Raw genomic sequence first — 19,001 nt, forward strand, 5'->3', positions numbered from 1 at the left:
AGTGTGCGGTGGGCGGTTAGCGTCCGCGGCGGCCAATCTTTTTCCCGCTCAACCGATCGAGGAGTCTCCGACCTGAGCGCTTGACGCCGTGCACAATGCGCTGTGGAAGGGGCACGTCGATGCGACGGTAACGTGCAGCTTCTCGCCGATAGGAGCGCAGATAGATATCCAGATCATTGCTCTCGAGAGCCTCGCGGAATGAGTCATGGCTCAGGGCGGCCATTTGACGTCGTTGGCGAATAAGCTCGGCCCGTTTCGCCGATACCTCGACAGCCTGAGCGGGGGAAACGCGCTTGGCCGGGACCGAGAGCCCGATTGCTATGTCATCTGCGAGTCGAACGGCAAGCCCCTCACGGCGATGACGGAACCCGCCTGCCTGCGAGGCTGCGACCCTCTCCGGGGAGGCGTCAAATACTGTGATGGCCTGTTCTGCTGCACCGGCGTCAAAGATTCTGTCGATGATGCGGTTGCGGCTAACGACCACGTTCGTCCCATAGGGGTAGGAGATAAACTCGGGCAGCCAGGCGTCGCCGAAACTCACATCTGCGGTCTCGCCAACAACATCGTCGCAGAAATTGCAAGCCTCCGGTTGGAAGGCGCTGTGGCCCCAGTTGCCCCCCTCAAGGGTGCGCATCGGGGCACTAACCGAGTTTCCGGTACGAGCTGAACGGGCCGAAAAGTCGTAATCGTTCGCGGTCCGATCGCCGTCCTTGACACGGAAATCGACCGCGGCGAGGTCGTGCGGATGAACGCCAAGCTGCCACGCAAGGGAGTCCGCGAATGCGTGCGTTTTATAATGACCGCAGACGAGGGCAACGAAGAAGGTCAAACGTTCTTTGAAGAGGGGGTTCTCCCGGCAGAGCGCCCGGGCTGCGCGAATGAAGCAGGGGACGCCGACGACTATATAGCGCTGCGGCAGGTCTGCAACCATGCGGAGCGCGTCGGCCATAGTCGTGGCGTAGTATTGCGACTTGCGCCGGATGCTCGCGTTGTCGCTATTCGAGATCTCCTGTCGAAACAACTCGCCGTTCACGCCGGTGGACGCTCCGACGTGAATGACGGCATCGGCGTGCCCTTCGGCGATAAGCCTGTCGACGAGCCACGACGCCATTCCGCCAGAACTTGATCCCATCAGGTAGGCTTCATCGGCGACACGTCCAGCGAACGTTCGGGAATGAACGCCAAGGCGGGTGTCGGTAATCATCGCAGGGTCGGCGTGAGGTGCGCGGAGCTCGTCTTCATTCGGCGACTCGTCCGAGAACGGACATACCCGGCTCGCCGCCCGAATTTGGGGTTCCGGCACGTCATCAAGGACGGCTTCGTAAAGGCGGGTCCGTCCCAGCTGAACACGCACAGCGCCGCCGGTCGCGGCGGAACACGCTCCGCAGCCTATGCATATGCCTCGTGCGACAGTCTCTTCAATCCGGTGCATTAGCTCAACTAACCTTTCTTAGGGGAAGGAGTGAGGATCGCATCAGGCGCATCCACTCGATGAGAAGTGGTCGGCTACCAGGCAGCGCAAAGAGCACGGCGGCCATCGCGGCCGTGCCAGCCAGAGTACCCACAGTGACGCCAACCAGCGGAGGGACAGGCGCAAGCAGGTTGTAAGCAATGAAGGACGCCGCGCCTCCGAAAGCTCCACCAAGCAGGATCCGACAGCCATTGGCGAGAAAGCGCCAACCTGGAAGATCCGCGGTGCGAGCGAGCCAGAGCAGGTTCAGCGGCCACGAGAACCCCATAGCTACTGCATAACCCCAGGCAACCCCGACCAGCCCGAATTGGGAACCGATGTAGATGCTCGCGATTGCGAGGGGTTTCGAGACAAGGTTGTACGAGAGTAGCGCGTTCGGCTTCTCCTTGACGATGAAAGCCCAGTAGCTGACGTGACTGAAGACCCATACAGACCCGCCGGCCGCTAGAACTTGGAAAATAGGAACCGCCGGTCCCCATTGATCGCCAAGGACGAGCGGGATGAGGATAGGGGCGGTGCCTGCGGTCACGGCGAACAGCCACACGATTAGGGTCCCTACGCCAAACTGGATCTTGTATAGGAGTGCATCCGGGTCTCGCTGTGTGGCCTTCGCTTTATTCAAGGTGGTGACCACGACCTGCGTCAGCGGATCGAGGAATCGGCCTGCGGGCGCGGTCAGCAGTTGGTAGGCGCGATTGTAGTAGCCAAGCTGAGTGGCGCCTAGCTGGGCGCCGACTAGCAGGGTATCAACGTTGCTTTGCGCGAACGTTAGCATCTGAGCCGTGCCGTATGTCGCGCCGGTCTTCAAGAGTCTCAGCGCGTCATGTCCTCTTCTGGGCGCCAATGGCATCCATCGGCTGGCAACCCAACGGTGTATAAAGGTCAGCAACGCCGCGGCGAGGCTTTGAGCGACCAGCGCCCAGTAGCCGGTCCCGGCGATCGCCAATGCGATCGCGACAGCGAGTCCGACAAGCTGCCCGACAAGGTCGCTGGCAACCAGTGCACCGAACCGCATGCCGCGGGCCAAGTGCACCTGAAGCTGAGAAGACACACCGCCAATGAACACCACGATGGCGAGAGACGGCACAATCATGGTCAGGCGTGGCTCGTGGAACAGTGCGACCAGTACCGGCGTTGATACGGCCAGCAGGATCGAGCAGACGGCGGCGATTGCCGAGCTCATCCAGAACAGGTTCGAAGCCTGCTGTCGGCTGAGAGACTGTTCTTGCAGACCAGCGAGCGGTAGCCCAAAGTCGCGGAGGAGGTTACCGAGCGCGACGAAGATTGTGACCATCGCCACCACTCCAAAGTCGGAAGGCGACAGGAGCCTGGAGAGGATCAGCAGGGATGCGAGTTGGATCGCGAAGCTTGCCCCACTCCCCAGGAGGATCAATCCGCCTCCCCGTGCTCCCCGGACGGAAAGACTGACGTCTACTTGCGCGGACCCGTTAGTCATTGTCGTGCTTTCCTTTCACGTGGGCTTCTGCTGGTGCGCTCGACCGACATCTGAAATCCGCCGCGTGTGCGCGCCCACAACCATCCGAGGAGCAGCAACAGGTCGATTTGGCCATGGCGGGCCGCAGAGGCAAAGATTTGTCCCTGCCACCCTGTCTGTGTTGCGCGCGCGGTCGCCGCGATGACGGACGGTTCCGAGAGTAGTTGACGCAGCTGCATTCGATTCGTCCGCCGCCGGCCCACCGCAGCCATCACGCCGCTCAGGATCTTGAGGTAATTGAGGACACCATCTGCAGCAGCCTGTGCGATGCGGCCGTGAGCATCGTCGGGAAGTTCAGACTGTGGGCCAATCGCTCCACCAACTCCAGCGAATTCGCGAACGGTGCGAGCGAGTGCTGTCACCGTTCGAGTCGTCGCGCGGCGAGTCGCGCCCTGATCGTGCGTCGCGTCGTACGCATACCAGACATCAGAGCAAAACACCACGGAGGCGGCGCCGAGAAGGACGTGTACGTTGTGCAACCGGTCCTCAGCGTGGGAGACCCCCTCGATAAAGGGGTGACGTCGGGCGATATCCGCTCTATATAAGCAGGACACCACGTTCGTAACCGACAGAAGAAGTGTTGGGTGAAGTGGAGACGGCGAATCCGAGAGTGCACGAACGCAGGCGCTTACGATCGTGTCCGGCGTCCCAACCAGCGGTTCCTTCGCGGACGGGCCACCGGTCCGCCACTCCACGGCGCCGCCTCTGTGAAGGACGCGTATGCCCCCAAACACAACATCTGCGGCCGTGGTCTGTGCGGCTGCCAATGCAGCCGCGAGGAATTCGGCCTCCAGATAGTCGTCCGCGTCGAGATAGGCAATGAAATCTCCGAGCGCGTACTCGACCCCGGTGTTTCTCGCTGCGGAAACCCCGCCATTCGGCTGATGCACGACACGGATCCGCGAGTCTCGTTCGGCGAAACGGTCGAGGAACTCCCCGATGTCCTCGGTAGAGCCGTCATCCACGATCAGAAGCTCTAGATACGAATGCGTCTGGTCGAGCGCACTGACAACCGCGCGTTCGACGAGTTCCGGAGCGGTGTTGAACACGGGAACGATAACGGTGACGAGGATGTCACCGTGGGGCTCAGCGGGAGAAAATCGAGTCATAGGGAAGGACACCATGAGCATTCCAAACTAAGAATTGGAAGACGAAACTCGTCATGTAGGCGGACATGAAGGCAACGATGAGTAAGTGACGGGCAAGCCGTCCCCGGACAAGAGATAGAGCCAAGGGAACAGCGAGCAGCTCAGTGGGAGCGAAGTAGTAGACAAGCCGTGAGAAAAGGTAAGCGATAGTGGTAGTGGCCACCAGAACCGCAGTGCTCACTGCGAGTACGTTCACCAGTGCGTCCGCGTATCGATCCCCGCGTCCTGCTTTGCCGACCTTGATCACGGTGAAGACGAAAGCGGCAACGGAGACAGCGACAACGGCGGGATGTATGCTCCGCGTCACCCCGTAGTTCGAGTCAAAATACCATCCGTACTGCGGTGCGACCTGCTCCACGAGCCGCGACACGATCTGCGGGACCAGTAGGACAACTCCGATCATCGCCAGCGCGATCGCAATGCGAGTGGCGCGACTGACCCGGATCCACATGAGCGGCCAGACCGCGAACCACACGAGAGCACTCTCATGGAACGACGCGGCGAGCAGCGTGGCGAGCACAAAAGCTAGATGCTTCTTGCGGAGGGCGAACTCAAACGTGTTCACCAGGATCGCGATCGCAAGTCCCTGCTTGACGAGGTTAAAGTCCTCGAGGTAGAACCCGCCGAAGGCGTAAATGAACACCGACAGTGCGGGATTGATCGACATCCGCAGGAAAAACCGATAAAACAGAGCGATAGTGAGGAAAGATGTGACGACGAAAATCCACTGATAGTCGTCTGTTATCAGCCCCACTGCTTTGTTGAGCAGAACATAGCCGATCTCCTGTCCCTCGACGTCTCCCTGCTGGATTTGCTCGAAGAGTGGAGCGTAGCGAGGCCAGTAATCGGTGCCAACGCCATATCGCAATGCGGCGATGAGAAATAGGACAGCAAAGCTTACGGTCACCCCGAAGTAGCTCGCGATCCTGTCTCCCGTCGGCTTCAACCTCGACGTGACGGTGGAGGATCCGAGAGTAACTGCCCAGAGCGGGCTTGTTCGGGGCGGAGGTCTGCGGTATAGAAGCATCGCGGCGCTCGCGACTAAACCGCCGAACAGGTAAATCACTGCAAATCACGCTCGCAACATCTGGTAGGCGCGCCGACCGACAGTCTGTTTCAGGGTCCCGTGCTTCAGAATTAGCCGAATACGCTCGAACTTGTTGCGATCGTGGAGTGAAGCGAATGCACCCATCTCCTCACGAACGGTGGGATCGAGCAGATCACTGTAGGTTCCAAGGAACGCAGCGGCCTGCGCGTATGTTTTGAGCGCAGCCGAGCGATCCCCTCGGAGCAGTTTTGAGAGGACGAATGCGAATCCCGATCTTTCCACACTTCCGAGAGTGTTCGTCGCGTGCTGGCGGTAATTTACGAGCGCAGTCGAGACATATGAGATATGTCCGATGGTTGCCGCGAGGAGCGCGATCCACCAGTCGTGCATGATCGCTCCTGTTTCATCGAACTCGCGGGCGCGGAACACATCGGCGAGTGCCGCATTGAACAGCATTGCGCACCCAGGGATCGCGTTCTCCGCGAGGAGAGTCTTATAAGTGATGTCATGGGGACGGGCACGTACCTGGTCCATGAAAGAAGGGTTTAGGAGGCCGAGATCCGCGTCGACGACCGTAAGGTCTGAGTAGACCAAGCACGGTTTCTCGTGATGCAGAGCCTCGATCTGCCGGCATCGATGCACGAGATGCTCGAGCTTGTCAACGCTCCATACATCGTCCTGGTCGCAGAACGCATAATACGGTGCGGGTTCTGCGACGCGCAGGAGGCGGAAGAAGTTGTCACGTGCCGACCCGACAGGGCCTCCTCGCACCATGGTGACCCTGTCCGGATGGAGTTCCGAGAAACTCTGGACAATCTTGAGCGTGTCGTCCGCAGAACCATCGTCGGCGACGACGAGTCGCCAGTGCCGGTGGCTCTGCGCGGCGATTGAGTCCAGCTGTTGCCGGAGATAGCGCGAACCGTCGAAGGTCGCTAGAAGCACGACGACCATGTGAGCCGCAGCGGTGTGCGTAGTGGCCTTCACTGGGTCATTCAAGGGCTTTCCATTTCTGTACGGCGTGTCCTCAGGACTTCGCGGGGCTTTTTGATGCCGCTGTAGATGTGAGCGGTGGGTATAGTCATAACCAGTATCGTGACCGTGCCACCAGCAATGTCAGTCGGAGATCTAGACTTGGGTCTCGTCTAGCCCGACGCCGCCACAAGAACGCTCACGTAGTTAGAATCACCGGTGGCGCGTCCAGAGGCGCTAAGTCGAATAATCTGAGCTCACTTTCGGGACGCCCATCGTAGATCTATTTACCTCTGCGGAAATGACCTTCAACTCGCATTGGCGCTTCATTAAGGTCTTCGACAAAACGCGAGTTCTGAGCTTCCATGTTTTGCGAGAAGCTGCGATTCTGCTCTTGCGGAGGGGAGACAGATTCATAGGAGTAATAGTTGTATGCGTAAGCATCCGGCCCTTTTGTAGGCAGCCGATTCAGAACAACCCCGAGTACTTTCGCATCGACGAGCTCTAGAGCGCTCAGTGCTCGCTCCAAGTCGTGGCGTTTCGTTCTCTCGGATCCGACGACGACTACTACGCCTCCCACATATTGACTCAGGACCGCCGCGTCCGTCACTGGAAGTAGCGGAGGTGCGTCTATGACAATGGTGTCAAACACCTTTTCGAGCCGACTCAGCAAATCGCGCATCGTTTCTGAGCCGAGAAGTTCGCTGGGATTTGGTGGGATCTGACCAGAGGTCAGAACGAATAGATTGTCATCGCCCCAGGGCTGAAGGAGATCGTTGATGTCCGCTGAGCCCACGAGTGCTGTGGTGAGCCCGGAATTTCGCTCTAGCCCCAGATATTCATCCAACATCGGCCTGCGGAGGTCCGCGTCAATTAGGCAGACGGCCTGACCTGCCTGCGCAAGTGTAATTGCCAAGTTTGCCGCCGTTGTGGTTTTGCCTTCACCGGGCAGTGAGGACGTAAGCAAGACGGTCTTGGCAAGGCCACCCACATTAGCAAATTGAAGATTAGTCCGCAGTTGACGGAATGACTCCGCCCGAGGGCTTTGAGTTGCCGTTTGAGTGAGGAGGGGTTTCTTGACGGCGTCTTGATCAAAGGCGATTCCACCCAAGAGCGACGCGGTCGTAATTTTCCCCAGGTCCGCTTCACCTCTGATGCGGTAATCAAGTGTGCTTCGTAGCATCGCTATCACCAAGCCGAGTAACAAGCCGCCAATAAATCCAAGGAGCAAGTTGAGCACTGAGTTAGGCGCGGAAGGGGACGACGGCGCTTCAGCAGGGGTGATGATGGACAGGCTCACGGGGGAGCTGCCCCCATTTTTGGGTCTTTCCAGGCTGTCGACGACCTTGACCAAGCTGTCCGCGACTGCCCGGGCGATGGCAGCGGCTTGGACGGGGGAACTGTCGGAAACGGAGATGTTGATGAGCACGGTATTCAAGTCCGTGCTGGCCGTGACCCGCCGGCTAAGTTCATCTACAGACGTCGACAGGCCGAGAGCCGTAATGGCTGGCTGAAGGACAACCGGGGTCGTAACGGTTTTTACGTACGATTGCACCCTTGCCTGGCTGAAAGTGTTCCCCTGTTGGAGATCCGCTAACGTACCTGACCCCTGAATGGCCACGAAGAGCTGGGTCTGGGCCTTGTAGGTGGGACTAATTAACACCGATGCGGCCCCGCCGCCCAACACTCCAACCAAAGTCACGGCGGCGACAAGAATCCAGTTCCGGCCAAGAATGCGCAGATAGTCGCGTAGATCCAAAACAACTCCCCCTCTTGTGTCTACAGCTTGGAAACCGCCTAGGGCAGGTCACCAAAACGGATCTTCCGTACCGTCTGCGCAAGTCTACCCGGCAAATCCATGGGTCCTAGCACACGAGTCGTAGCATTCAGTCCTTAGTGGGTTCCTATGCATTCTGGCGCAGACAGTTCTGCGTTCTATTGCTTGCCGCCCTACTCCACCTCAACCTCAACTAACCCAGTCCGACACGCGGAATAAGGGCTCCGGATCCAACGACTTTGTGGAGTGTGGGCTTGGGCCTCACGGAGACGCCACGCAATCTGGCGGTCATTGGCAGGACTCTGGTCATCGAGAAGTACGCGGCGATTCCCGGGACCGGCGCATTCGCCCGCGTACAGGGCAAGAACGGTGAGAGCGGCCAGGCGACCTGCGGGCCGCATTCGATCGAATAACAGCGCCGCCTTCGCCAGATCGATACGGCCGAGACTGCCAAGGATGGCGACAGTTCTTCGAGGTTCGTAACATGGCCTGTGACCTAGGCGCCGTCGTCACGGCTCACACGCTACTCGCGCAACTGCACTAAGCCGACTATACGCAAGCGGAGGCAAGCATCGTCTGTTCACCTCAAGGGTACCCAGGAGGCCAGTAACTTCGATTCGTGAGTGGGTAGGCGATGCTGTCATCTAGCAGCCATATTGTTGCGAGACGACTAGGATCAAGGCGGGTCCGAAGCGGGCTCGGTTGGGGACGTAAGGTTTGGGGGAATCGTGGTTAATGCTGGTCGTGCCTGGCGTTCCAGATATGCTAGGACGCTAAGGCTGGTCGATGGCTTTACAGTCGTGTGGGCTATCGCTGGTGCTTATGGCGTACGATTCGGTTTTTCCGATCTTGGTGGCAGCACAACGAAAGACATTGATTATGTGTTGTTGTCTTGCACTCTAGTAATCGCGTGGTGGCTGATGCTCGAGTTTTGGGGCACTAGAGATGCGAAGATACTCGGTTCAGGTTCGGAAGAGTATAAGCGTGTCATTGCGAGTTCCGCTTGGTTGTTTGGTTTCGTAGCCATCGTTTCATATGGCCTAAAAATTGATACCGCCCGGGGATTTGTGGGATTGGCTTTCCCCGCGGGGGCACTTGGTCTGCTTGTGGCGCGGTGGCTCGTCCGCCAGCATCTGAGTCTTGACCGGACACGGGGCAAGAGCAATTCCCGGGTTCTAATAGTCGGAGGACCGGATTCCGCGGCTCATCTTGTAGATTCCCTCAAGAGCGTTCCAGCAGCAGGCTACTTTCCGGTGGCAGCCCATATTCCGGGGGCTATTTCCGACGCACATCCTCCTGCAGGCCTATCTGTCCCAGTGACAGGCGTCGCCGGGGACTACAACAGTATTCTTGCTGCGATTCTGGCGTCTAACGTGGACGCGGTTGCTGTTTCGGCGGGAGTTAACATTCACCCGTCGGATCTTAGGAGACTGGGCTGGGAACTGGCTGCGAGGGACATCGACATGATCCTGGCACCCGCCCTCACCGATATAGCGGGGCCTCGAATTCACATTCAACCGTTGGCCGGGTTGCCACTCATCCATGTCTCGACACCAAAACTCGCAGGTGGGAAAAAGGTAGCTAAGCGAGCATTTGATATCGCAATTGCGGGAATACTCATAGTCTGCCTCTCGCCTCTCCTTATGATTCTTGCCTTGATTGTTAGACTTACCGACCCTGGGCCGGTCTTATACCGACAAGAGAGAATTGGCCTGCGTGGGACTACGTTCCATATGCTGAAATTCCGATCGATGAAGGTCAATGCTGATGCCGAGCTCAGGGCGCTTCTCGAGGCACAAGGATCGAGCGACAAGCCGCTATTCAAAATCGAGAACGACCCTCGCATAACGACCTTTGGCCGCATACTTCGCAAGTACTCCCTTGACGAATTGCCTCAGTTACTCAACGTTCTGGACGGCAGCATGAGTCTTGTGGGTCCCCGCCCTCAACGCGAAGGCGAGGTTGCGCTCTACGATGACGCCGCACATCGCCGGCTGTACGTGAGCCCTGGCATGAGTGGTCTTTGGCAAGTAAGCGGTCGATCCAATCTGAGCTGGGAGGAGAGTATCAGGCTTGACCTCTACTATGTAGAGAACTGGTCACTCATGGGCGATATCGTAATCCTGTTTAAAACTTTCAAAGCAGTATTTACGAGTCACGGCGCGGTCTAACGATGAGCCGCCATGATCTCCGGGTCTCAGTACCGCGCATTTTGGGTTTCGGGAAGGCCCGGAAAGTCGCCCACGCCCGTCACCGGCTTTGGTTTTCTTCCCGCCATCTCCGTTGTGGTGAAGGGCTCCGCCGCACCCGAGTGGTCATTGATCATCCGACAGCCGAACTCGTCAAACTCGCAGCCCCGGTGTTTTTGGCCGCCAGAGTCTCCCCCACCGATGCCAGTGGGCTGCTTTCGCTCACCGAATGGCAGAGATACAAAAGCTTGTCCCAAATAGACACTGGCGGTAGTGGGCTCCGGATCCCGCACAGACTAAACGTCTCGAACGCCGCCCAATGGCGTACCGCCGTGGGCAAGTACCGCGGACTAGGAAGGCCATAAGCGTGAAAAACACCAGACACCCCAAAATCGTCTTGGACGACCCTGAGCTCCGCTCGACGACTCGAAAAACCGGCCCCGGCGGGCTACGTCGCCAATGGCTCACCGTTGCTATATGCGTTGCCGCTGCCTCGGTGCTCGGAGGGACTGCCACTGTATGGCTCGGCGCGAAAGGCAGCACTATAAAAACAGAGCTTGAGGCATCCACACAACTCGTGCCCAAACTCAAAGAGAGCATTCTGCAGAACCGACCAGGAGATGCCGCAGCTGTTGTCGACGAGCTTCGGCGCCACACAGCGGCCGCCCGCGACGCCGCCTCCGATCCACTCTGGTCCCTAGCCTCGGCTATCCCGTGGCTCGGTGCGAATTTCTCCGCCACTTCCGAAATAGCTCGCTCAGCTGACGACGTAGCCGCGCTGGGCCTCACTCCTTTGGTGAAGGTGTACGATTCCCTCAACTGGGACAAACTGATACCCAGCGGCGGCGGCACGGACCTTGACCCGATTCGAAAGGCCGCACCGTCCGTCGCCTCCGCCGGACACGCCGTCCGCGCCTCGGCCGAGCGGTTGAACGGGATCGATGCAAGCAACTTGCTGCCCCAAGTTGCCGGACCCCTAGCTCAAGCCAGACAACAACTTAGCTCCGTGGTGGATGAGTTGGACACGGCATCCGACGCAGCAGGCCTAGCCCCGGCTATGTTAGGCTCCGACAAGCCGCGGCATTACCTGCTGCTCGTTCAGAACAATGCTGAGGCTCGGGCCACAGGTGGCATTCCCGGCGCATTGGTGGTACTGACTGCAGACAGAGGCAAAATCAGTCTCTCCGCTGAAAGCAGCGCCACCGAGCTTGGAGTGTTTAACCCGCCAGTAGGTGTAGATGCTGAGCAGCAACGCATCTACACCGACCGCATGGGCACGTTCATGCAGGACGTCAACTTCACCCCCGATTTCCCCACCTCCGCTACTACAGCGTTGAAAATGTGGGAACAGAAAAAGGGAGAACAACTAGACGGAGCGATTTCAATCGATCCTGTGGCACTCGGCTACATTCTGGACGCCACGGGACCGGTCAGCCTTCAGGACCCGCAGATAATTACCCTGACTGAGGGAAAGCTGCCGACCCAGCTCACCGGCAAGAACGTGGTAAAGACCCTGCTCTCCGATGTCTACGCCCAAATCAAGGATCCAAAGGCGCAGGACGTCTACTTCGCTGCGGTGGCCAAGGAAATCTTCAGTGCCTTCTCTTCCGGCAAAGGTGAGGCGAAAAGCCTGCTTGCCGGAGTCGGGAAAGGCGTGGCGGAGCACAGGGTGCTGCTCTGGTCGGCTGACAACGCGGAACAGACCGTCCTCAGTAGATACTCGCTCAGTGGCTCCATTTCCGGCCCTAGCGTTCCCGCGGCACAGTTCGGCGCCTACTTCAACGACGGCACGGGCGCCAAGATGGACTACTACGTGAAACGCACGGTTCAGCTTATCCAGCAATGCACGACTCCCGACGGTTACGGGGCCGTCAAGGTTCGAATCACGAGCACCAATACCGCTCCCGCCGACGCGGCCACTTCCTTGCCGGCATACGTTACCGGCGGCGGAGCCTATGGAGTGCCGCCCGGCACTGCCCAAAGCAATGTCATCGCCTATGGTCCTGCCCAAGCCTATGTTGAAACGGCCACTCAGGACGGGAAACCGGTCCCCTTTGGTGCACAGCGCCACGACGATCGGCCGGTCGGCATCCTCTCCGAACAATTGGCACCAGGACAAAGCAGCACGATCGAATTCACTTTTATCAAAATCGTCCAGCACAGCCAGCCTGAAGTGGTGGTGACGCCAACCATCCAATCCATGGACAAGGTAATCCTCCCGACTCAATCGCAAACATGCGGAGCTCCGGGATAGACGGCACGTTAACCCTTTGTAACGTCTTTGGATTTACTTTGCCGTCAGCACCCTTAGGATGGTAACTTCTCTCTTGGGTGGGTCTCAGATTTCAGTTCACGTGTTCGTGGTGGATGAAATCACGTCATCACAACGAATTTCGTATCAGGTCTCAAGTACGTACCAAGGTCTCAGGGGGACAAAAATTGAAGAAAACACTTGCAGTGCTCGCGCTTGCGGGCAGCATCGCACTCGTCGGCTCTGCTCCGGCAATGGCCGTTAATTACCCGGCACCGATCGACCACGGCGCCGTCTCAGGTTCCATCGTCACACCTGGCGCAACCATTACCTTCTCCGGAACCGGCTTCGCCCACGGCGAAACCATCCACATCAGCATCGTCATCACAGCACCCGGCAACCCGCAGGGCGCAGCAGCACCCGGCGCAGGTGCCGCAGTCATGGCAGTTGGCAGCTCGCTTTCGCTCGCTCCAACCGAAGTGACCACTGTTGCCGATGGCAACGGCGCTTTCGCCCTGCCGGTCACACTTACCGAAGCAGGCACCTACCAGCTGACCGCCGTTGGTGCGACCTCCGGGCACACCGTCACGGCGACCGTCGTTGCGGCCGCACCGGCCGCGGGCCTCGCTAACACCGGCACCGGTCTTGCCAACACCGGTGGTACCGGCTTGGCCAACACGGGCGTCGATTCCAGCCTGATCCTTTGGGGTCTGGTTGGCGCTGGCGCACTCGTAGCCGGCACGGCCTCCGTAGTGGTGGTTCGCCGACGCGCAAAGAACGAAACCGTAGCCGCAGCCTAAACGCAACACAAAGGAGGGGTTGTTTCCGGTGATGCGGAAACAACCCCTCCTTGTTTGTGCGTACGGTACTTTATGACCATGGGGAGACATTGGCGACGCCGCAAGAGGCTGAGCTTCAGAGTGGGATTGCCTGTGATTCCACGGATTCCAGCCGTCCCGAGTCAGGCGTGGCCCGTCATTTTTCTGATCCTGCTGGCCGCGGTTTCCTTCGGCGTGGCTGCCTTCGCCCTGTTACGGCACGCGTGAAAACCGGCTCTTTCCAGAAATCGCTTGCCCGCGTTAGACCGCTCCGCTGGACCCTTTTGGGCTATTTCGTAGTGCTGGCATTGCTCGCTTTTTGGCCGACCCCAGTGGACAAGCCGGCAGCAGGGGACCTTTCAGTCCTCTTGGATTTGCTGCACCGAAACGGCATACCCGAATGGATCAACTACGGATTCGTCGAGGCCTTGGCCAACATAATCCTCTTTGCACCTGCAGGGCTTCTTCTTGCACTCACGCTTCAGCGCAAGCGATGGTGGCAGCTCCTGGCGCTCGGCGCGGCAGTGTCAGGCACAGTGGAACTCGGCCAGCTATTGTTCCTGCCAGATCGGTTTTCAAGCTTGCAGGACATCCTCATGAACACCCTTGGAGTCGGCCTCGGACTGCTGCTTGCGGCGGGGTTGAAACGGTTGCCGCTAAGAGCCGCCAGGCCTTGAATGAGGCCCGATGTCCGCCATGTTAAGTTGTAAATCACAGGTGTCACGCGCGCCTGCCCGCTAGTGAAAGAGCTACACCTTTGGAATCGCCCCAACCCATTCGGATATTGACCGTTTGCACCGGCAACATCTGCCGCTCCCCCGTAGCCGAACGTTTGCTCCAGGCAGGCCTGGACCAGGTTCTCCCCGGCGGCTTCGAAGTCCGCAGTGCGGGCACCCGCGCCATGGTGGGCAGCCCTATCCAACCGCTGTCAGCTAACATCATCCGTACATACGGCGGCACACCTGATGACTTTGCCGCGCGCCAGCTCACCTCGAAAATCCTCAGGGAAGCGGATCTGGTACTCACCATGGCGTCCCACCATCGCGGGGAAGTTCTGCAGATGGACGCCTCCTTGCTCAAACGGACGTTCACCATCCGCGAGTTCGCACGGATGGTGACGGCCCTTGAGGAACGGGGCGACGCGCCGCCCTCGGGCTCTGACTACACCCAATTATGGCGAGAACTGCCGGCACGGGCATCCTCAGTGCGTCACCTCGTCCTGGCGGCGAAATCCTCGGACAACGACGTCGCCGACCCCTACAAACAAGGCGCCGAGGGGTACCTTCGGATGGAAGACGAGTTGGCTCCGGCCATCCTCAGGATTCTGCGCTACGCCCGGCTAAGCATGCAGCGGTCCTAACCGAGGAATTCCTTCATCCAGCTTTTGAGGTCTTCACCGAACTCGGCCCGCTCGGACGCCAAGGTGATGACGGCCTTCAAGTAGCTGAGCTTGTCCCCGGTATCGTACCGGCGTCCGCGGAAGACGACCCCGTAAACGCCCGCGCCTTCTCCTTCGCCCTTTGCGAGGGTCTGGAGCGCGTCGGTCAGTTGGATCTCGCCGCCGCGCCCGGGCCCGGCCTCTTCGAGGACATCGAACACAGCCGGGTGCAGGACATAGCGTCCAATGACAGCCAAGTTTGATGGTGCTTCCTCAACAGAGGGCTTCTCCACAAGGCTGTTGACCCGGACGTAGTCCTCCCCCGCGATGGGCGTAATGTCGGCGCAGCCATACGCGCTGATCTGCGACGGCTCGACCTCGATGAGAGCAATCACCGAGCCGCCGGTCTTCGCTTGGACCTCGATCATGGTTGACAGGAGCTCCTCGCTCTCGTCAATCAGGTCGTCCCCCAAGAGCACAGCAAACGGTTCGTCACCCACGTGCTGCTTGGCGCACAGCACGGCATGGCCCAAGCCCTTCGGTTCGCCCTGCCGCACATAGTGGATTGGCCCAAGCCCGGAGGCATGCTGCACAGCGTCCAGACGGGTTTCGTCGCCTTTCAGCTCCAAAGTGCGTTCGAGATCAGGCGCACGGTCGAAATGGTCTTCAAGAGCGCGCTTGTTGCGGCCCGTGATCATCAGCACGTCGCTGAGGCCCGCCTTCACGGCCTCCTCAACCACATATTGGATGGCCGGTTGATCCACTACCGGCAACATTTCCTTCGGCATCGCCTTGGTGGCAGGCAAGAAGCGCGTGCCCAATCCAGCGGCCGGAATAACTGCTTTACGAACCAATCTCCCCATAGACATAGGCAAATCCTACGAATGGATGTTGAAAAGCGCGAATCTCTGAGGCAAGATTTCGGGCTCTCGGGTCAAGAAGTCCGTAGGTCAGGGCCTTGCGCACCGGATGCTCGCTCAGGATGGACAGGCGATTGAAGGCGTTGATGCCGATGGATGCCATGCACAGCACGCTGATCTGTTCCTCGGCACGCCAGCTGCTTGCCTGCGCTCCCAGGCGAATCACGCCAACTCACTGTGAGCAGTCTGCGCACCACTCAATTTGCTTGGGTTTGGCACTCAATTATTCAGATTTGGCACTCAATCCTGCGGAATCCACACCCGAAGGTGGAAACGACTGCTTAGGATCAGCACAGGACCGGCGCCGATCCTAATTCAAAGAGGAACAGTGCAATGCCAAAGACCAATCATGATCCTGAAAAACATCAACAAGATTGCAGTCGTCCTGGCTGCCAGCGCAAGCTTGGTGTTCGCCGGGCTAGCCCCCGCCCGCGCCGCGGAGCCCACGGTCAGTTGTGCCGGCTGGTAGCCCGCTTTCCTCCAAGAACTCACATCCGAAAGGCGGCCCGATGGCCAACAAGATTCCGAATCCTTGGATAAGCGCTTCGTTCTTTGCCTATGCAATCCTTTTCGCGTCTTCGCAACCCTTTGTCTGGTGGCGAGGCGTTGCATCAGCCATCGCCTTGGGCCTCGGATGCTGGGGACTTTACCTGTGGCGGCACAGTAGGCGGAAGAATTCAAGCGCCGGGCCTCCACGAGACTGAGAGGAATCGTGCGACCTCGCACGCTTCACGACGACGAACGGGCCTTGCGCACCGGGTGCTCGCTCAGGATGGACAGGCGGTTGAAAGCGTTGATGCCGATGCACGCCATGCACAGCACGCTGATCTGCTCCTCCGTGTAGACCTTCCGCGCGCGGGAGAACAGCTCGGCGGTGGGGCGGGCGCTGCTCATGCGCGTGATCTGTTCGGCAAGCTCCAGCGCGACCTGCTCGCCCTCGTCGAAGAGCCCCACCTCGCCATGCACGGACACCAGGGAAAGCCGCTGCTCAGTCTCGCCATAGCCAATGGCGCGGCGGTGATGCAGGTCCAGGCAGAAGGCGCAGCCGTTGATCTGCGAAGCCCGGAAGTTCAACAACTCGAGTGTGCGGCGCGGGATCCCGGTCCTGTCTGCCTCGGCAGTGACCTGCTCCGCGTAGCCGGACAGGGCCTGATAGAGTCCGGGCTGTTGCTTGTCCAGATAGCCTGCGAGCTTCGGGGTATTTTCACTCATCCGCCGAGCCTATCGGAGGGTGAGGCCTGCCAAAAAGAAGTCCTACCCCGCCACGACTTCACCAATACCGGGAGGGCACCAAGCTGGTGAAGTCGTGGACAACTGGATACTCCGCGCTCAGGGGGCGACCTGGAGCTGCGAGTTACCGACTGTCGACGGGATGGGGAACGGCACGGTCAGGAAGCTGCTGAGGCCTCCGGTGTAATGGCCATAGGTATCCGGCACGGTAATAGTGGTTGGGAAATCTCCCAAGCCCTTCAGAATGACGCCGTTGATCGTGAGGGTGTGTGTGGTGGTGTTGTCCGACCAAGTCACGTCTCCCGAATCGGCCACAGCGCCCTGTCCAGCGTGGCCACAGTCCGAACCCTTGTAGTCGCCTGTGTGGCTACTATCAAGTTCTATCCACAGCCAGGCGCCGCCGCCGTCATGGCCACTGAGATTGGCGGACAACTCGATCTGATAGACAGCCGTGTTGCCATAAGCGGACGCCGGCGCGGCGAATCCGAGGCCGCCAGCCACTAACGCGGCCGAGGCAGAGAGCGCGAAAACAGCCTTCCGGCTTAATGCAGTTGTTCCTAAGATCTTCATAGTTTGCTCCATCGCCAGTCGTTTCATACCTTGGGAAGCGCGAGTAGCTTCCGCATGTGGCGACGTTCCTGGGAGCGCAGCCGGACTCGATTGGGTACGGTCATGAGGGTAGGCATTCGGCGGGGCGCAGCATAGAGTGGCAGGCACTCGAAACCGGCCGGAATTTATTCGAGTACCTCGGCGAGGAAATAATGCAACAGGCGCTGATCGATGAGGTCCAGGGTCCGGTGCGTGCCCTGCCCCCTTGGATGTCGGTGCTGACCTATTTCACGCAAGCGATGGCACCGCCTTGGAGGGCCCCGGTGGAATCGGCGTAGACGTTGCTTGCGGGTGCTGACGGAGCGGCTGGTGCTTGGCTTGCGGCTTCCGAGGCGGGTGCTGGAGGCGGTGCCGCTGCCGCAGGTGAGGCGGCCGCCGTCGTCGGGGTCGCCGTCGGGGTCGTTGCAGGAGCCGGCGGGACCGGGGTGAGGAGTTCCTTGACGGTGGCCTGAACCTGGTTGACGTTCACGGTGTTGATGGAGGCGCCATCCGGGGAGGTGCCGAAGCCTGTGATCGGCAGGGTGCTGAAGGAGATGTTGCCCCCGGTCAGGGACGTGGCCTGCTGGGCAAGCTGGATCAAGTTCAACTCCGAATCAACCACGATGTTCTTGCTCACCGCGTCCAGGACACCTTGCATTTTGCCGATATCGGTGAAGGTCCCGGCGTCCTTGAGCTGGTGGGAGACCGAGGCGATGAAGGCCTGCTGCCGGCGTTCGCGGTCCAGGTCCGAGAAGAGGTACGTCGGGTCGGACGTGTCCCGGCGCTGCCGCACGAAGGCCATGGCCTGTTTGGCATCGATCTGCTGCATACCCGCTTTGAAGTCGGCCCCGGAGAAGGTGTCCTGGGTGGCCCTGTTGACGCACACGGTGATGGGTGCGATGGCCTGGGCCGTCTGGTAGAACGCGGCCATGGTGACTTCGAGGAAGTGGTCGATGTGCACGCTGCCCAGGAACTTGGTCACGGTCGCTATTTCGGCCTTGCGCCCGGCGTCGCGGGCCGCCTGGTAGGTCGTGTCGTCGTCGGGCTTTCCCGCGTTGATCAAGGAGGTCTTCTCCGCCGCGAAACCGTAGCCGGGCGCCTCTTTGATTTTGGCTTTGAAGGGCCCGCTTCCCGGTATGCCGTCGACCTGGACGTAGTCATCCCGGGGAATGGAGATGCCCGCGGCTTTGGAACCGTCCGCGGGGATATGGATGAGCATCAGGACGTTGGAGTTGTAACCGCCGATATTCTCATCCCCCGCGTGCAAAGCGTCATACATCTCCGGAGGAAGGGGCTTGCCCTTCTCATCAACCCTTGTATCGAGGCCCATGATCAGGATGTTCGTGTCCTGGCTCAGCTTCGGCACCGCCGCCGGCAGCGTTTTCAGATCCTTGAGGACATCCGAGCGGTGGACGTTGTTGTTGACCGCAACCGCCGTCGCGCCCACATAGGTGACCCCGACGGCGGCGGCCAGGGCCACGGTTGCAGTCACCGCGGTGGTCGAGATCAGGATGACGGACTTGCGCCGGGACTTGCGCCGCATATGGCGAGGACCTGGAGAGGTTGGCTCCGCGCCGGATGATCCGCCGCGCTGGCGGCGGGGCCCATCATTCATGAAATTCTCCTGTCCCCGCCGGCGTTGGCGTGGTGGCTGGATTCGCGGCGCAACCAGAGCGTAAGCAGATTGTAATCGGCCATCCGGGTAATGGCCCCAACGAC

Annotated in this window: 17 protein-coding genes; 6 read left to right on the plus strand and 11 right to left on the minus strand. The window is 59.6% G+C overall.

What is annotated here, in order from left to right; translation table 11 throughout:
- Positions 1 to 16 precede the first annotated feature (16 nt).
- The 6 genes from AB4Z38_RS21930 to AB4Z38_RS21955 form a co-directional block, all read right to left on the minus strand.
- A complete protein-coding gene (locus AB4Z38_RS21930; RefSeq protein ID WP_441431652.1) occupies positions 17 to 1,204 on the minus strand; it encodes a Coenzyme F420 hydrogenase/dehydrogenase, beta subunit C-terminal domain in 1,188 nt (395 codons plus the stop codon).
- Positions 1,205 to 1,436: 232 nt separating this feature from the next.
- Positions 1,437 to 2,927, minus strand: a complete 1,491-nt coding sequence (locus AB4Z38_RS21935) for a lipopolysaccharide biosynthesis protein (RefSeq protein WP_441431653.1) — start codon at positions 2,925 to 2,927, stop codon at positions 1,437 to 1,439.
- Positions 2,924 to 4,075, minus strand: a complete 1,152-nt coding sequence (locus AB4Z38_RS21940; protein WP_441431654.1) for a glycosyltransferase family 2 protein — start codon at positions 4,073 to 4,075, stop codon at positions 2,924 to 2,926. Before AB4Z38_RS21940 ends, AB4Z38_RS21935 begins: the two co-directional genes overlap by 4 nt.
- Positions 4,053 to 5,021, minus strand: a complete 969-nt coding sequence (locus tag AB4Z38_RS21945; RefSeq protein WP_441431655.1) for an EpsG family protein — start codon at positions 5,019 to 5,021, stop codon at positions 4,053 to 4,055. The genes AB4Z38_RS21940 and AB4Z38_RS21945 overlap by 23 nt, the downstream gene beginning before the upstream one ends.
- A gap of 165 nt (positions 5,022 to 5,186) precedes the next feature.
- Complete coding sequence (locus AB4Z38_RS21950) at positions 5,187 to 6,158, minus strand: glycosyltransferase family 2 protein (protein WP_441431656.1); 972 nt, start codon at positions 6,156 to 6,158, stop codon at positions 5,187 to 5,189.
- Between the two features lie 256 nt (positions 6,159 to 6,414).
- Complete coding sequence (locus AB4Z38_RS21955) at positions 6,415 to 7,890, minus strand: polysaccharide biosynthesis tyrosine autokinase (RefSeq protein ID WP_441431657.1); 1,476 nt, start codon at positions 7,888 to 7,890, stop codon at positions 6,415 to 6,417.
- Positions 7,891 to 8,162: 272 nt separating this feature from the next.
- Between AB4Z38_RS21955 and AB4Z38_RS21960 the strand changes: the two genes are divergently transcribed.
- The 6 genes from AB4Z38_RS21960 (at position 8,163) to AB4Z38_RS21985 (ending at position 14,526) form a co-directional block, all read left to right on the plus strand.
- On the plus strand, positions 8,163 to 8,321 hold the full coding sequence (locus AB4Z38_RS21960; protein WP_441431658.1) for a hypothetical protein: 159 nt from the start codon (positions 8,163 to 8,165) through the stop codon (positions 8,319 to 8,321).
- Positions 8,322 to 8,636: 315 nt separating this feature from the next.
- Positions 8,637 to 10,079, plus strand: a complete 1,443-nt coding sequence (locus AB4Z38_RS21965) for a sugar transferase (RefSeq protein ID WP_441431659.1) — start codon at positions 8,637 to 8,639, stop codon at positions 10,077 to 10,079.
- Positions 10,080 to 10,464: 385 nt separating this feature from the next.
- Positions 10,465 to 12,351 (plus strand): DUF4012 domain-containing protein, encoded by a 1,887-nt coding sequence (locus AB4Z38_RS21970; RefSeq protein WP_441431660.1) that lies wholly within the window; start codon positions 10,465 to 10,467, stop codon positions 12,349 to 12,351.
- A 185-nt stretch (positions 12,352 to 12,536) separates the two neighbouring features.
- Positions 12,537 to 13,148 carry an LPXTG cell wall anchor domain-containing protein gene (locus AB4Z38_RS21975; protein WP_441431661.1) on the plus strand — a complete coding sequence of 204 codons (612 nt, stop codon included), beginning with the start codon at positions 12,537 to 12,539 and terminating at the stop codon, positions 13,146 to 13,148.
- 242 nt (positions 13,149 to 13,390) lie between these two features.
- Positions 13,391 to 13,843, plus strand: a complete 453-nt coding sequence (locus AB4Z38_RS21980; protein WP_441431662.1) for a VanZ family protein — start codon at positions 13,391 to 13,393, stop codon at positions 13,841 to 13,843.
- Positions 13,844 to 13,923: 80 nt separating this feature from the next.
- Entirely contained in the window at positions 13,924 to 14,526 is a 603-nt protein-coding gene (locus tag AB4Z38_RS21985) for an arsenate reductase/protein-tyrosine-phosphatase family protein (protein WP_441431663.1), read from the plus strand.
- Here the strand turns inward: AB4Z38_RS21985 and galU are convergent.
- The 5 genes from galU to AB4Z38_RS22010 all read right to left on the minus strand — a co-directional run bounded on the left by galU (position 14,523) and on the right by AB4Z38_RS22010 (position 18,897).
- Entirely contained in the window at positions 14,523 to 15,413 is an 891-nt protein-coding gene (gene galU / locus AB4Z38_RS21990; protein WP_441431664.1) for a UTP--glucose-1-phosphate uridylyltransferase GalU, read from the minus strand. The two genes, AB4Z38_RS21985 and galU, sit on opposite strands and share 4 nt — an antisense overlap.
- Positions 15,388 to 15,630 carry a hypothetical protein gene (locus tag AB4Z38_RS21995; RefSeq protein WP_441431665.1) on the minus strand — a complete coding sequence of 81 codons (243 nt, stop codon included), beginning with the start codon at positions 15,628 to 15,630 and terminating at the stop codon, positions 15,388 to 15,390. Before AB4Z38_RS21995 ends, galU begins: the two co-directional genes overlap by 26 nt.
- Positions 15,631 to 16,193: 563 nt before the next feature.
- A complete protein-coding gene (locus tag AB4Z38_RS22000) occupies positions 16,194 to 16,676 on the minus strand; it encodes a carboxymuconolactone decarboxylase family protein (RefSeq protein ID WP_441431666.1) in 483 nt (160 codons plus the stop codon).
- A gap of 117 nt (positions 16,677 to 16,793) precedes the next feature.
- Entirely contained in the window at positions 16,794 to 17,264 is a 471-nt protein-coding gene (locus AB4Z38_RS22005) for a hypothetical protein (RefSeq protein ID WP_441431667.1), read from the minus strand.
- Between the two features lie 262 nt (positions 17,265 to 17,526).
- A complete protein-coding gene (locus AB4Z38_RS22010) occupies positions 17,527 to 18,897 on the minus strand; it encodes an LCP family protein (RefSeq protein WP_441431668.1) in 1,371 nt (456 codons plus the stop codon).
- Positions 18,898 to 19,001: the final 104 nt, after the last annotated feature.

The organism is Arthrobacter sp. 2RAF6 (assembly GCF_052115205.1).
Classification (GTDB): Bacteria; Actinomycetota; Actinomycetes; order Actinomycetales; family Micrococcaceae; genus Arthrobacter.

What these genes read in the sequence shown, in the direction of transcription:
- AB4Z38_RS21930 (WP_441431652.1), bottom strand. Translation starts at nt 1,204, where the DNA reads ATGATTACCGACACCCGCCTTGGCGTTCATTCCCGAACGTTCGCTGGA.
- AB4Z38_RS21935 (WP_441431653.1), bottom strand. Translation starts at nt 2,927, where the DNA reads ATGACTAACGGGTCCGCGCAAGTAGACGTCAGTCTTTCCGTCCGGGGA.
- AB4Z38_RS21940 (WP_441431654.1), bottom strand. Translation starts at nt 4,075, where the DNA reads ATGACTCGATTTTCTCCCGCTGAGCCCCACGGTGACATCCTCGTCACC.
- galU (WP_441431664.1), bottom strand. Translation starts at nt 15,413, where the DNA reads ATGTCTATGGGGAGATTGGTTCGTAAAGCAGTTATTCCGGCCGCTGGA.
- AB4Z38_RS22000 (WP_441431666.1), bottom strand. Translation starts at nt 16,676, where the DNA reads ATGAGTGAAAATACCCCGAAGCTCGCAGGCTATCTGGACAAGCAACAG.
- AB4Z38_RS22005 (WP_441431667.1), bottom strand. Translation starts at nt 17,264, where the DNA reads ATGAAGATCTTAGGAACAACTGCATTAAGCCGGAAGGCTGTTTTCGCG.
- AB4Z38_RS22010 (WP_441431668.1), bottom strand. Translation starts at nt 18,897, where the DNA reads ATGAATGATGGGCCCCGCCGCCAGCGCGGCGGATCATCCGGCGCGGAG.